This window comes from Chryseobacterium gotjawalense, from assembly GCF_030012525.1.
In the GTDB taxonomy this organism is placed as follows: Bacteria; Bacteroidota; Bacteroidia; order Flavobacteriales; family Weeksellaceae; genus Kaistella; species Kaistella gotjawalense.
In genome coordinates this window covers 1,002,567-1,016,235 of the sequence record NZ_CP124855.1, presented here as the reverse complement: position 1 = coordinate 1,016,235, position 13,669 = coordinate 1,002,567, and the positions used below count along the sequence as shown (strand labels likewise).

11 protein-coding genes are annotated in these 13,669 nt (G+C 36.6%); 4 read left to right on the top strand and 7 right to left on the bottom strand.

Annotated elements, in window-relative coordinates:
• Window positions 1–23: 23 nt before the first annotated feature.
• The 3 genes from QGN23_RS04580 to QGN23_RS04570 form a co-directional block, all read right to left on the bottom strand.
• Entirely contained in the window at window positions 24–1,460 is a 1,437-nt protein-coding gene (locus QGN23_RS04580; RefSeq protein WP_282905837.1) for a helix-hairpin-helix domain-containing protein, read from the bottom strand.
• Between the two features lie 86 nt (window positions 1,461–1,546).
• The gene (locus tag QGN23_RS04575) at window positions 1,547–1,888 is read right to left on the bottom strand and encodes a MerR family transcriptional regulator (RefSeq protein ID WP_282905836.1); all 342 of its coding nucleotides are present in this window, start codon (window positions 1,886–1,888) and stop codon (window positions 1,547–1,549) included.
• A gap of 204 nt (window positions 1,889–2,092) precedes the next feature.
• A complete protein-coding gene (locus QGN23_RS04570) occupies window positions 2,093–3,400 on the bottom strand; it encodes a DEAD/DEAH box helicase (RefSeq protein ID WP_282905835.1) in 1,308 nt (435 codons plus the stop codon).
• A 225-nt stretch (window positions 3,401–3,625) separates the two neighbouring features.
• Here QGN23_RS04570 and rpsA point away from each other — a divergent pair, with 225 nt between their 5' ends.
• The gene (gene rpsA, locus QGN23_RS04565) at window positions 3,626–5,425 is read left to right on the top strand and encodes a 30S ribosomal protein S1 (protein WP_133440745.1); all 1,800 of its coding nucleotides are present in this window, start codon (window positions 3,626–3,628) and stop codon (window positions 5,423–5,425) included.
• A 313-nt stretch (window positions 5,426–5,738) separates the two neighbouring features.
• Window positions 5,739–8,363 carry a T9SS-dependent M36 family metallopeptidase gene (locus QGN23_RS04560; RefSeq protein WP_282905834.1) on the top strand — a complete coding sequence of 875 codons (2,625 nt, stop codon included), beginning with the start codon at window positions 5,739–5,741 and terminating at the stop codon, window positions 8,361–8,363.
• 229 nt (window positions 8,364–8,592) lie between these two features.
• Here the strand turns inward: QGN23_RS04560 and rplS are convergent, their stop codons facing one another.
• Window positions 8,593–8,946: a 50S ribosomal protein L19 gene (rplS, locus tag QGN23_RS04555; protein WP_282905833.1), complete on the bottom strand. Its 354-nt coding sequence runs from the start codon at window positions 8,944–8,946 to the stop codon at window positions 8,593–8,595.
• 484 nt (window positions 8,947–9,430) lie between these two features.
• On the opposite strand from rplS, the gene QGN23_RS04550 reads away from it, so the two are divergent.
• Entirely contained in the window at window positions 9,431–10,132 is a 702-nt protein-coding gene (locus QGN23_RS04550; protein ID WP_282905832.1) for a CoA transferase subunit A, read from the top strand.
• A gap of 68 nt (window positions 10,133–10,200) precedes the next feature.
• Here the strand turns inward: QGN23_RS04550 and QGN23_RS04545 are convergent, their stop codons facing one another.
• From QGN23_RS04545 to QGN23_RS04535, 3 genes are all read right to left on the bottom strand, one after another.
• The gene (locus tag QGN23_RS04545; RefSeq protein ID WP_282905831.1) at window positions 10,201–10,569 is read right to left on the bottom strand and encodes a hypothetical protein; all 369 of its coding nucleotides are present in this window, start codon (window positions 10,567–10,569) and stop codon (window positions 10,201–10,203) included.
• 2 nt (window positions 10,570–10,571) lie between these two features.
• Window positions 10,572–10,820, bottom strand: coding sequence for a type II toxin-antitoxin system ParD family antitoxin (locus QGN23_RS04540; protein ID WP_282906363.1), 249 nt, complete (start codon window positions 10,818–10,820; stop codon window positions 10,572–10,574).
• A 236-nt stretch (window positions 10,821–11,056) separates the two neighbouring features.
• A complete protein-coding gene (locus QGN23_RS04535) occupies window positions 11,057–12,853 on the bottom strand; it encodes an ABC transporter ATP-binding protein (RefSeq protein ID WP_282905830.1) in 1,797 nt (598 codons plus the stop codon).
• 126 nt (window positions 12,854–12,979) lie between these two features.
• Here QGN23_RS04535 and QGN23_RS04530 point away from each other — a divergent pair, with 126 nt between their 5' ends.
• Entirely contained in the window at window positions 12,980–13,633 is a 654-nt protein-coding gene (locus QGN23_RS04530; protein WP_282905829.1) for a CoA transferase subunit B, read from the top strand.
• Window positions 13,634–13,669 lie beyond the last annotated feature (36 nt).

Genomic DNA, 13,669 nt, shown 5'->3' with positions numbered 1-13,669 from the left:
CAGTTTCCCCGGAAGCTGATTTTTTATTTGAGGTATAATCTCATATTCTGTTCGGCTTCTGGTTTGATGTTCATTGTTCTGAAAAATTTTTTCTCATCCGAATAGCTGATTCTATAGTAGATGATTTTATCAGCATAGTATTTAAAGTACGGATGGCTTTTCAACCAGGATTCCGGGGCGTCCATCAAAGCGTATTTTGGAATATTATCTGTAGATAAAGGTGCGGTTGCTATTAGCTTTTCAGCGAGATCTCTGTCGATATTGTAGGTGTCTACAATCTGTCTGGCAGAAACGAATCCTCCTAATTTATTCCGAAATCCTATATAGCTTGCAGCACTTTTCTCATCAAAGCCAAACTCTCTTAATTGTTTGAACGTGATTTTGTTCAGATCTGTTTTCGTAAAATCAGTTTTTGTTTCGTCACTATTGGTCGTTTTGGCATTTTGATAAGGAGGAGGACTGTTTATATTAGCAGGGGGATGTGGTAAATTTTTATTATTTAGATTTTCGGAATTTAAAATGATATACGGTTTTATTTGTTCAAATTTCTCCGCGGAAATTACAAAGCAACGGGCAATGTCTTCTAATGATTTAAAACTTCCTTTCAAATTTTTGTCTCTATAATTAATGATTACCTGCGCTTGTTTTTCAGAAAAACCCAGATTTTTCCAGCCTTCAAGATTGGTCGTGTTAGGGTCAAATTGGGAATAGATAACTGCTGGTTTTTCAGGAGAGGAAGACTGGTTTGAAAAGGATTTTTTTTCAAACCTGTTTTCAGAACTGGTTTCCGGCAGAAGTATATAAGGTGCTAGTTTTCGGTAATTTTCTTCACTAATGATATAGCATTCTTTAAATTTTTCTTTGCTGATAAAACTTCCACCCAGATAATTTTTATATTTCAAAATAGAAATGGCTTGCTTTTCTGTAAAACCTAAATTAATGAAATCGGTAATATTGTAAGAGTCAGGATTGAATTTTCCAGGAATAGATAAACCTTTCTTAGGTGAAGTGGTATAACTGTAATAAGTTCTCCCGGGGTTATAACTGCCGGCATACCTTTGGTGGGAATTCGATTTTTCTGTATTATCGGGAAGAATCAAATAGGGTTCTAATTCCCTATATTTTTCTTCTGAAATTGCATAGCACTTGCTGAACTGTTCCTTTGAATTAAAGCTTCCGCCAACTACAGATTTATACTTAAGGATCGTGGCTACCTGCCGTTCAGAGAATCCCAATTTCATCCATTGCTCTTCATCGAGCTCATTCGGATTAAATTTGCTTAAACTGACTTTTTTAGTCGTGAGGTTTTCTGTTTCTAAACTCTCTAAAAAAGTAAGTGGGGCCTTTTCCTCAGTTTTTTCGGTATTGTAAAAGTACAGGCCAGATCCCAAAAAAATACCGGCTATTGCGAACCCCAGAAAATAATTTTTTGCTGCTGAAAGTGGTACGGAGAATCTCATGGTAGTAATTTTCCGTAAAGCTATTAGGAAAAAAAATCATGGAATAGTGAAAAACACCTGTTTTTTAAATACGGAAATGACTAGTTTTATTCGGGTCTTTCAACGAGTGATTCTTTTAATTTTTGTAATTCAGCTTTTACAAACTGTAACCGGTCGATCATAGAGACGGTTTCAGAGATTTTAGAATTGGTCGTTAAAGCGATTCTGGCACCGTCGAGCGTATAGCCTTTTTCTTTAACCAAATGATAGATTATTTTCAGATTTTTAATGTCCTCAGGTGTGAAATATCGGTTTCCTTTTTTGTTTTTCTTGGGCTTTATGATAGGGAACTCCTGCTCCCAATAACGAATCAGCGAAGCATTGACATCAAAAGCTTTGGAAACTTCGCCAATAGAGTAATAGAGCTTATCTGGTAAATTAACTTTCATTTGAAAACAGGTGAAAAAACAAAATTACATAAAAATTAAGACTTTATAAATAGAATATGTGCTCATGTTCAGGGCAAACTTATTTTTTTGTCGGTCATTTTTGCCGCAAATACACGAATAAAAAATTTATAGATTTTTTAGAAATCAGGTGAGTATTTTTTATTGTCATCCAATTGGCTGAAAATTCGTGTATTCGTGGCTCTTTTAGTAAGCAATTTCGATTTTAAGTTTTTTATTTTTCAGTCTTTGGTTTTCTAATTTTTTAAGCAAAGCAACCACTTTTTGCCGGTTTACCGCGACATAAGAAGTGGTGTCTTTTACTTCAATCAGTCCAATATCCTCTTTTTGCAGTTCTCCTTTTTTAATTAAAAAACCTACGATGTCCACTTTATTCACTTTGTCTTTTTTTCCAGCGCTGATATAAATGGTGAGAAAAGGTGTTCTGGCCGGCATTTTATAATCCTGGGTAAGAATTTCTTCGGGCGTATTTTTTTTAATGAAAGGGAAATTTTCATCCTCAGTCATTATTAAATAGACAAAACCTTTTGCATTCATTCTGGCAGTCCTTCCGTTTCTGTGAACGAACGCGTCTTCTTTTGGAGGTAATTGATAATGGACAATCGACTCTACTTCAGGAATATCTAAACCTCTGGAAGCTAAATCTGTTGTAATTAAAATCCGGGAGGAATCATTTTTGAATTTGAGTAAAGCACGTTCTCTTTCGTCCTGTTCCATTCCGCCGTGAAAAGTTTCTCTAGAAATTCCTTTTTCCTTTAATAATTCCGAAATACGGTCGACCGCGTCCCGGTGATTGCAAAAGATGAGGGTTCTTTTATTTCCGATTTTACACAGTAAAGTAAATAGCGTTTCTAACTTTTCTTCTGAAGTAGTTATTACTTTCCGCAGTTGAAAATCTGGTTTTATTTCTAATACTTTCAGAAAATCAACTTTTTCAGGACGATCGATTCCGGTGAATTCCGGAATTTCCGGCATTGCGGTGGCAGAAGTCAATATTCTTTGCGAAAGATTCGGCATTTCATTGATAATGAAACTCATGTCATCATGAAAACCAAATTCCAGTGATTTGTCAAATTCATCTAAAACCATTGTTTCGATGGTTGAAGGGTCGAAATTGTTATTTTTCAGATGGTACGCGATTCTCCCTGGAGTTCCTATTAATACTGCAGGAGCTTCAATTAAATTGTTGACTTCTATTTTTTTATCATGACCGCCGTAGCAAACCGTAACTTTGTAATCAGTGCCCATGCTTTTGAAAACCTGCTCAATCTGTAGCGCTAATTCCCGGGACGGCACTAAAATAATCGCCTGAATTCCGGTGGTGTTTTTCTTTAAATTTCTTAGGATCGGAAATAGAAAACCCAGTGTTTTCCCTGATCCTGTGGGCGAAAGAAGAATAACGTCTTTGTGGTTTTCTGAAGCTTTATAAGTAGTTTTCTGCATTTGATTCAGATCCTGAATCTGCAGGTTTTGATAGATTGTCTTTAATTCCATTTTGCAAAGGTAAGAGAATGCATTTATTAAAGTCTTTTTTTATCATAAAATCATCATAAATTTCATTATTAATAATAGGTATTGTAAAATAATAGCGTAATTTTGCACCACTTTTTGTGGAAGCATTTGGCTAAGGTAAAACATTAACAACTAACATCTTCTGTATTTTTCAAACAACCACAGTAAGCCAGATATTGAAAGATAGAGAATACAAATTATTTAATTATGTCAGAAACGACAGACAAAGCAGAGGTTCTTTTGAACCAAAACGTAGCTCCAGAACAGTTTGATTGGGATTCATTTGAATCAGGTCTAGATGCAGAATCCAGACAAGAGAAAAGTGATCTAGAAGAAATCTATAACGGATCTCTTAACAATCTTCAGGACAACGACGTACTTATTGGTAAAGTTGTAAGACTTACGGATAAAGAAGCGATTGTTGACATCAACTTCAAATCTGAAGGAGTAATCTCTTTAAACGAATTCCGTTACAACCCAGCGCTTAAAGCAGGTGATGAGGTTGAAGTAATGGTTGACAGAAGAGAAGATAAATCAGGTCAATTACAATTATCTCACAGAAAAGCTAGAATCTTGAAAGCTTGGGATAGAGTTAACGAACTTCACGAAACTGGAGAAATCGTAAACGGTTTTGTAAAATCAAGAACGAAAGGAGGTATGATCGTAGATGTACATGGTATTGAAGCATTCTTACCAGGTTCTCAAATCGACGTGAAACCAATTAAAGATTACGATCAGTTCGTAGGTAAAACAATGGAATTCAAAGTTGTGAAAATCAACCCGGAATTTAAAAACGTTGTCGTATCTCACAAAGCGTTAATCGAAGCAGATATCGAAGGTCAGAAAAAAGAGATCATCGCTCAGTTAGAAAAAGGTCAGGTATTAGAAGGTACTGTTAAGAATATTACTTCTTACGGTGTATTCGTTGACTTAGGAGGTGTAGATGGATTAATCCACATTACAGATCTTTCTTGGAGCAGAGTTAATCACCCATCAGAAATCCTGGAAGACGGGCAGACTGTGAAAGTGGTAATCCTTGATTTTGATGACGAGAAAACAAGAATCCAATTAGGTATGAAGCAATTAGAAGCTCATCCTTGGGATGCTCTTTCTGCTGACTTGAAAGTTGGAGACAAAGTGAAAGGTAAAGTAGTAGTACTTGCTGATTACGGTGCATTCGTAGAAGTTGCTCCAGGTGTTGAAGGTTTAATTCACGTTTCAGAAATGTCTTGGTCAACACACTTAAGAAGTGCTGGTGATTTCGTAAAAGTAGGAGATGTAGTTGAAGCAGAAGTTTTAACTTTAGACAGAGAAGACAGAAAAATCTCTTTGGGTATGAAGCAATTAAGCCAAGACCCATGGTCCAATATCGAAGCTAAATATCCAGTAGGTTCAGAGCACACAGGAACAGTAAGAAACTTTACTAACTTCGGTGTATTCGTAGAACTGGAAGAAGGTATCGACGGACTAATCTATATTTCTGATCTTTCTTGGACTAAAAAAATCAAGCATCCATCAGAATTCTGTGCAGTTGGAGATCAATTGAAAGTTGTAGTTCTGGAATTAGATACAGCAGCGAGAAGATTATCTTTAGGTCACAAACAACTACAGGAAAATCCTTGGGATAAATTTGAAACTAAATATGCTGAAGGAACTGTACACGCAGGAACAGCAACTGAAGTTTTCGACAAAGGAGCTCAGGTTCAGTTCGAAGATCTGGAAGTTGAGGCATTCTGTCCATCAAGATTATTAGAGAAGGAAGACGGATCTAAAATCAAGAAAGGAGAAAGCGCTGATTTCAAAGTGATCGAATTCAACAAAGAATTCAAAAGAGTAGTGGTTTCTCATACAGGAATCTTCAGAGACGAAGAAAAGAAAAATGTAAGAGAAGCATCATCTAATACTTCATCTAACAAATCAACAGGTTCTTCAAACAACGAAGAAAAATCAACCTTAGGTGATTTAGATGTTTTAGCAGAATTGAAAAAGAAAATGGAAGGTAAATAAGCCTTAATTTTCAAACTATAGAATTTGAGCTGTCGAAAGACAGCTCATTTTTTTTTGGAAATATATTCATACTCTTACTGATCTCATTTTTCGCAGAATTATTTCTTAGGTTATGTGTGAGTTTTTACTGAATTTGTCCTGTAAGGTGCTAAAATCGATGAAAATCTATATTTACAGCCGCGAATTAGTATCTGATCCACAGGAGCCTGCATGCCTGTTTAAAATTAAATGTGAACGTTATTGGTGTTTTTGTGGTAAAAATTCAAAATATGTCTATTTTTTTTATAAATTCGGCGACAAATAAATAATATATATGAAAAATAGAAATTTACCTTTGAAAATTGCGGCCGTATGCTTTCTGTTCTCTTTTGGGAACGCGAATTCGCAGGATTTTAAAACGATTATTCAGAGTTATATTTCTGCACAGAATAATTTCATGAAAGCTGATTTAAAGAACTTCGAGATCATTAATGAAGATTTTTCTACCTCAATGAAAGGCGATGTGGTGAAAATCCAACAGTCTTATAATGGAATCCCCATTTATAACGCAATCGGTACCGCTTTAATTAAAGATAAAAAGATTACCTATTATGACGATAGTTTTGCTAAAAACTATACAAGTATCGCAAAGCCTGCCTCAGCCTCTTCTACCAGTTCTATTTTTGCAAATGCTGCACAAGCGATAGGGTTGAAAAATGCAACTCAATACCAGCTTATTGGGATTAATGATTCAGAGAAAGATGGAGTTTCGACAGTAAGAAACAGATTGATCTATTTTCAAACCGAGAACAGTGATTTGAAATTGTGCTATGAATTTGTCTTTGAAGAAAAAGGAACGTCAAATTATTGGTTGATTCTTGCGGACTCTTCAAGTGGTGAGATTTTAAGTAAAAGTAATTTAACTGTTTCATGTCAGTTTACGCATGATGCATATAACCATGATTATACGGGACATCTTCCGGAAGGCTTTACCAAAGATTTTGGTTCTAGTGAAAATATAGAATGTGCGCTTACAGGTCCCACAGCATTCGCTCCTTTAAATGCAAGTTACCGGGTGTATGCTTTTCCTTTAGAAAGTCCTAACCATGGCGATCGTACTCTGGTAATCAATCCTTGGTTTGCAGATGCTTCACCGGATGGCTGGCATACCGTAGGTGGTAATATCGCTCCGGGATCTTTTACAACCACCAAAGGCAATAATGTTTTCGCTTATGAAGATAGAAACAACAAAAATGTGGAAGGGGAATTTGCAGATGGAGGAACTTCAAGAGTTTTCGATTTTCCTATTATGGCAGATAATGCGACATTTAATTTAAATGCCTCAATTACCAATTTATTTTACATCAATAATAAAGTTCATGATATTTTCTATCGTTTAGGTTTTACTGAAACAGCCAGAAATTTTCAGGCCTATAACTTTGGAAAAGGTGGTCAGCAGAATGATTATGTTCAAGCGGAAGCGCAAGACGGAGGCGGTCGAAATAACGCTAATTTTTACACACCCTCTGATGGAAGTAGACCGCGAATGCAGATGTATCTTTTCGATGGTGCCATTGTAGAGAGGGTTTTTTATAACACGCCTTCAGAAGCCATCGGTAGAGTGGTACCCAATGTAGTGTCAACTACTTTTGGACCCACTTTAACTGTTACCGGTGTAACCGGTGATGTGAAAATAGCCTCAGTTGCTGATGGGTGTACAGCCCTTCCTGCAGGATCACTAACGGGTAAAATTGGTTTGATAGAAAGAGGGACTTGTGGATTTACCGTGAAGGTGAAAATTGCTCAAGATGCCGGTGCAACTGCAGCAATTATTTATAACTTACCGGACTCTCAGCCAACATCAGGAATGGGTGGAACCGATTCTACTATTAAAATTCCATCAGTTTTAATTGAAAATGATGAGGGTCTTTATATTAAGAATTTATTAGCCACAAAAAATGTGAATATTACTTTGAAGTATGATGCATCGACCCAAAAAACAAGAGATGGAAGTTTTGACAACGGAATTGTTATTCATGAATATGGCCATGGAATTTCTAATAGATTAACAGGAAATGGCTATTCTTGTCTTGTCGCTTATGATTCAGAAAACCCAAGTGCTGGTTCTAGAGAACAAATGGGTGAAGGTTGGTCTGATTTTTTTGCTTTAATGTTAACCAATCAACCTGGGGCTACAAAGGATGTAGCGAGAGGTATGGGAACTTTTGCATCGTCGGAATCAATATCGGGTGTTGGAATTCGGCCAGTGAGGTATTCTACCGATTTTGCAGTTAATAATTACACGTACAGAGCAACAAACTCTATGGGAACTAATACGTCACCTACTGTTCACTCAATCGGATTTGTATGGGCGACCATGCTGTGGGATCTCCATTGGAAATATGTAGAAAAATACGGGTATTCTTCTGATGTAATGGCAAATAAAACCAACGGTAGTACAAGAGCACTACAACTTGTTGCTGATGGTTTGAAATTACAGGCCTGCAACCCAACTTTTATCGACGGAAGAGATGCTATTTTAAAAGCAGAACTTGCCACAACAGGGGGCGAAGATAAATGTATGATCTGGGAAGTATTTGCCAAAAGAGGTTTAGGAGTAAACGCTTCTGCAGGATCCAAACTAATTATAACAGATCAGGTAGAAAATTTCGAAATTCCGGCAGAATGTAAGAATTTGGCAACAAGCAATGTCTCAGCAAATAAAGAAATGAGCATATATCCGAACCCGGCCAAAGACGAATTCTTTATCAGAGCTGCTGCCAATGTTTTAGGTAAAGTAAACGTTCAGATCTATGACGCTTCAGGAAAATTAGTGTCCAGTCAGAAAATTACATCTAGTGATGCAGTGTATACACAAGCGCTTCCAAATGGAGTTTATGTGGTAAAAGTGGAAGGATTAGGGGTGAATTACTCTTCTAAATTAATGATTAAAAAATAAATTATTAATGATAATTCGAAACCGTCTTGTTAACTCAAAGCGTTTTTTTTTTATGGAGGTAATATTTAATTTCACCAGGATTTCCTCAAAAATTATCTACAAAAAAAGCCTGTCATTCCATAGCGTTTAGACAATTTCTGGAAGATAAGAGAAGCGTTTATCTTGGCTTTACAGCAATAAAAAACCCATCAAAATAAATTGATGGGTTTTTCTAATATCGTAAACTGAATTACTTTTTGTAAGCAGCGTCTTTAATTCTCGCTTTTTTACCTCTAAGGTTTTTGAAGTAGAAAATTCTAGCTCTTCTTACTTTACCTCTTCTGTCGATTTCAATTTTTTGCAAAGCTGGCATGTTCATAGGGAAAACTCTCTGTACTCCAACATCACCACTCATTTTTCTGATGGTAAAGGTTTTGGTACCTCCTGTTCCTCTGATCTGCAAAACCACTCCTTTAAAGAACTGGGTTCTGGTTTTAGCACCCTCTCTAATTTCGTAATACACAGTGATGGTATCACCGGCTTTGAATTTAGGAAATTCTTTTTTTGCAATGTACTTGTCTTGTACGTACTGTAATAAATCCATTTTTTTTATAAAAAATATTTTTTGTCAAGCTAAACAACGTTCACGCCTTTCGTCAGAGGTTGATTAACAGGCTGCAAAAATAAGACAAAAAATACAATCTACCAACACTTTACAAAAATAAATAACCACTTTATCAACCTTACTCTTTTCTTGGGCGTGCCCTTCGCCCGGTCATTACGTCCCGTCAGAAGACGAAACTCTATTTCCTCACTTAGGTCGGGCTGTCCGCTCTGTTTTTTTTGCGCTTCCTTCTCCTTCCACAAAAAAAATGATGCGCTTCCATCCCTCACGCAAAGTTTCCTCCTGAAAATTAGACAATTGCCCAAGATGAAAAGTTCCAGAAAAATTATTAAATTTAACAGCCCTTAAAAACGATACTAATGTTGGTCAGTTCTGAAAAATCCTTAATACCAGTTAACACTTACTGGTTTAATAAAGTATACAGGATGAAATGAGCAAACCTAATTAAGAAACAATTTCTAAAATGATTGATAAAAGAGTAAAAAACGTACAGGAAGCCATCGCTGGAATCAGTGACGGGATGACCTTAATCGTAGGAGGATTCGGACTTTGCGGTATCCCGGAAAATTCAATTAATGCTTTGGTAGAAAGCAATGTGACCGATTTAACCTGTATTTCCAATAATGCCGGAGTTGATGATTTCGGGTTGGGTTTGCTTTTGCAGAAAAAGCAGATCAAAAAAATGATCGCTTCTTACGTGGGCGAGAATGCCGAATTCGAAAGACAGATGCTTTCCGGTGAACTCGAAGTAGAACTCACGCCACAGGGAACTTTAGCCGAAAAATGCCGTGCCGCACAGTGCGGAATTCCCGCTTTCTATACTCCTGCAGGATACGGAACAGAAGTCGCCGAAGGAAAAGAAACCAAAGATTTTGACGGAAAAATGCACATTTTGGAACACGCTTTCAAAGCTGATTTTTCCATAGTAAAAGCTTGGAAAGGCGATCACGCCGGAAATTTAATTTTTAAAGGAACAGCAAGAAACTTCAACGCTCCAATGGCGGGATCAGGAAAAATCACCATCGCCGAAGTCGAAGAATTGGTAGAGCCGGGACAATTGGATCCCAATGAAATTCATATTCCGGGAATTATGGTACAAAGAATTTTCCAAGGTGAAAAATTTGAAAAAAGAATTGAGCAGCGAACGGTGAGGAAAAGAGGTTAGAAATTCTTTAACTTTAGATACTAAAAAAAACATTTTTCATATGGAAAATGTTTTTTTTATATTATTTATTAAAGATTATTTTCGTTAAACTGATTCCATTGATTATCAAAATATTCCTTTTCAATTTCAGAATATTCGAAACCATTCTTAAAATCTTGAAGACCATAACTCGTATCTGTTAAAAAACCATAATTATTTTTCCATGGTGCAATACAAACAGCTTCACTATTTAAGTTTAATCCTATTTCTCTTGTCGGAATCTCATTTTCATTGAATTCGATGAGCCAATTCCTGGTATTTTGAATTTGATTTTCAAAATCAGGATTTGCTTTTGGAATTATTGTTGAAAGAAATTTTTCTAAAAGAGTAATAAAGAAATTAGATTTTTCTGGTTGGGAAATTTCATCAAGTTCTATTTTGAGATAAGTGTATTTCATTATTATTCTGCAGCATGTTTTTTATGAAGATTTTCCAGAAAAGATTCCCGATTAAAATTTTCTAAAAAGCCAGATTTTTCGCCTTTTTTCAATTCTTTAATTAATTCAGATTTTTTGGTTTCTTCATGTTCAAACATTCGCAAAGCAGCTCTTACTACTTCACTTGCAGAGGAATATTTACCTGATTTAATTTGTTGGCTGATAAATTGATCGAAATAATCGCCTAACAAAATGGATGTGTTTTTTGCCATCATTTTAAACTTATAATCAAAGATACCAATTGTTGGTATTTATTCAAAATTTTTGGTTGTATTTTTAAGACGGAAAAAATGGTGAAAAAAATTAAACTGCGAACGGTGAGGAAACGAGATGAAAATCTTCGAAACTAACTTTGCCAAAGTTCCGAACTTTGGCAAAGTTTTTATAAGAATAGGCTCTAGTCTATCTTTTTTTGTGAAAAAGTAATTGGAGTCAGTATTTTTAATATCTAGTTTAAAATCACTTTCCTCTCCCCAATCTGCTGCCTCCACATCGCATAATACAACCCTTTTTCAATCAGTAGATCTTCGTGAGAACCGGTCTCGATAACCTGTCCTTTTTCCAAAACATAAATCCGGTCGGCGTGCATAATGGTGCTTAACCGGTGCGCGATGAGAACCGTGATCTGCTCTTTTTCTTTCGAAACATCGATAATCGTAGAAGTGATTTCTTCTTCTGTAATGCTGTCTAAGGCCGACGTTGCTTCATCGAAAATAAGCAAATGCGGTTTTCTGAGTAAAGCGCGCGCGATGGCAATTCTCTGTTTTTCGCCGCCACTTAATTTAAATCCACCTTCGCCGATGATGGTTTCTATTCCTTTTTCAGCTCTTTGGATTAAGGCGGTACAGCTCGATTTTTTCAAAGCCATTTCCAAGTCTTTTTCCGTCGCATCCGGATTTACAAACAGGAGATTTTCTTTGATGCTTCCTGCAAAAAGTTGAGTGTCCTGCGTGACAAATCCAATCTGATTCCGCAATTCATCGAAATCGAATTCATTCCCGTTGATATTATTATAGAAAATAGTCCCTTCTTTGGGGCGGTACAATCCGACCAGCAATTTCACCAACGTACTTTTTCCCGAACCACTCGGACCCACAAAAGCAATCGTTTCGCCGTTTTTGACTTCAAAAGAAATGTCATTTAAAGCTTTATAGGAAGCAGACCGGTGCTGAAAAGAGACATGATTGAAAGCCAGTTTTTCGATGGCACCAATTTGTTTCGGCGTTTGCGGTTTCTGCTCTGCCGGTTTTTTCATCAGCGTATCGAAATTATTCAAAGAAGCCTGTGCTTCCCGGTAAGAGATAATAATATTCCCGATTTCCTGCATCGGTCCGAAAATAAAGAATCCGTAAAACATTAAAGATAAATATTGTCCCGGCGTTACGATATTTTTAAAAATGAGAAAAAGCAACGTGAAGGTGATCATCTGTTGCAGAAAATTCACCATCGTTCCCTGAATAAAACTTAAAGAACGGATGCTTTTTACTTTTCGTAATTCCAATCCTAAAATTTTGTAGGTATTGCTGTTCAGGCGTTTAACTTCCTGTTTCGTTAAGCCCAAACTTTTTACGATTTCGATATTTCGCAGACTTTCCGTCGTACTTCCGGCTAAACTGTTGGTTTCTGCAACGATTGTTTTCTGAATATTTTTAATTCTTTTACTGAGTAAATTGGTGATGAAAGAAATAATTAGAATTCCCACCACATAAACCGGCATAATCGACCAATGCAGTTGGATTGCATAAATAGAAACAAAAATAATACTCACCAGAATGCCGAAAAAGATATTAATGAAATTCGTGATGAACTTCACTGAATCTTCCCGGACTTTCGTTAGAATAGACAATGTTTCCCCACTTCTCTGGTCTTCAAATTCCTGGTAGGGAAGTGCCATAGAATGTTGTAATCCATCGGTAAAAATATTGGCGCCGAATTTTTGGGTAATCACGTTCACTACATAATCCTGAAAAGCTTTGGCAATTCTGCTTACCATCGCCGTTCCGATTAAAAGTCCGAGAAAATAGAAGACGCCGTGGTAAAGATCAGATCCATAAAAATATTCATCTAAATTTCTGGGCAACAGTTTTTCTTTGTCAAAAAAGTTCGGATGCGTTACGAGTTGATCGAGGATATTTCCCGTAATCGCAGGACCAAACAGGGAGAACACCTGATTGATGGTGGCCAAAAGTAACGATATAATCAACAACCATTTATGAGGTTTTAAATAATGTAAAAGCGTTTTCATTTTTGTAAAATAATAAGGTGCAAAACTACTGATATAATTCTGATTGTTTGCGAAATCTCACCGATTGGATCAATCTCATTTTTATATGAAATGAAATTTATTTAAATTGCAGTCAAAGTTTCTACCATGCTTACAAAAGAACAAATCGCGCAAAGAATTTCCAAAGAAGTGAAAGACCGTTATTATGTGAACCTGGGAATCGGGATTCCGACTTTGGTTGCGAACTTCGTTTCTCACGATCTTTCCGTGGAATTTCAAAGTGAAAACGGCGTCCTCGGAATGGGACCGTTTCCCTTTGAAGGTGAAGAAGATCCGGATTTAATCAATGCCGGAAAGCAGACCATCACCACACTTCCCGGCGCATCATTCTTTGATTCGGCGTTCAGTTTCGGCATGATCAGAAGCAAAAAGGTAGATTTAACCATTCTCGGTGCCATGGAAGTTTCCGAAAACGGCGATATTGCCAACTGGAAAATTCCCGGGAAAATGGTGAAAGGAATGGGCGGCGCTATGGATCTTGTGGCTTCTGCCGAAAACATCATTGTCGCCATGATGCATGTGAATAAAGCCGGCGAAAGTAAAATCCTGAAAAAATGTACTTTGCCTTTAACAGGAGTGGGCTGCGTGAAAAAAGTAGTCACCGAAATGGCCGTTCTGGAAGTAACGCCCAAGGGATTTAAATTGCTGGAAAGAGCACCCGGCGTTTCTGTAGAAGACATTATAAAATCGACGGAGGCCGATTTAATTATTGAAGGTGAAATTCCCGAAATGCAGTTTTAGACCAAATCAAATCTTTATATTAAATCCTTTTCAATA

Coding starts and splice junctions, on each gene's coding strand:
- QGN23_RS04575 (WP_282905836.1), bottom strand. CDS start 1,888: ATGAAAGTTAATTTACCAGATAAGCTCTATTACTCTATTGGCGAAGTT.
- QGN23_RS04530 (WP_282905829.1), top strand. CDS start 12,980: ATGCTTACAAAAGAACAAATCGCGCAAAGAATTTCCAAAGAAGTGAAA.
- QGN23_RS04545 (WP_282905831.1), bottom strand. CDS start 10,569: ATGAAATACACTTATCTCAAAATAGAACTTGATGAAATTTCCCAACCA.
- QGN23_RS04535 (WP_282905830.1), bottom strand. CDS start 12,853: ATGAAAACGCTTTTACATTATTTAAAACCTCATAAATGGTTGTTGATT.
- QGN23_RS04540 (WP_282906363.1), bottom strand. CDS start 10,820: ATGGCAAAAAACACATCCATTTTGTTAGGCGATTATTTCGATCAATTT.
- QGN23_RS04560 (WP_282905834.1), top strand. CDS start 5,739: ATGAAAAATAGAAATTTACCTTTGAAAATTGCGGCCGTATGCTTTCTG.
- rplS (WP_282905833.1), bottom strand. CDS start 8,946: ATGGATTTATTACAGTACGTACAAGACAAGTACATTGCAAAAAAAGAA.
- QGN23_RS04570 (WP_282905835.1), bottom strand. CDS start 3,400: ATGGAATTAAAGACAATCTATCAAAACCTGCAGATTCAGGATCTGAAT.
- QGN23_RS04550 (WP_282905832.1), top strand. CDS start 9,431: ATGATTGATAAAAGAGTAAAAAACGTACAGGAAGCCATCGCTGGAATC.
- rpsA (WP_133440745.1), top strand. CDS start 3,626: ATGTCAGAAACGACAGACAAAGCAGAGGTTCTTTTGAACCAAAACGTA.
- QGN23_RS04580 (WP_282905837.1), bottom strand. CDS start 1,460: ATGAGATTCTCCGTACCACTTTCAGCAGCAAAAAATTATTTTCTGGGG.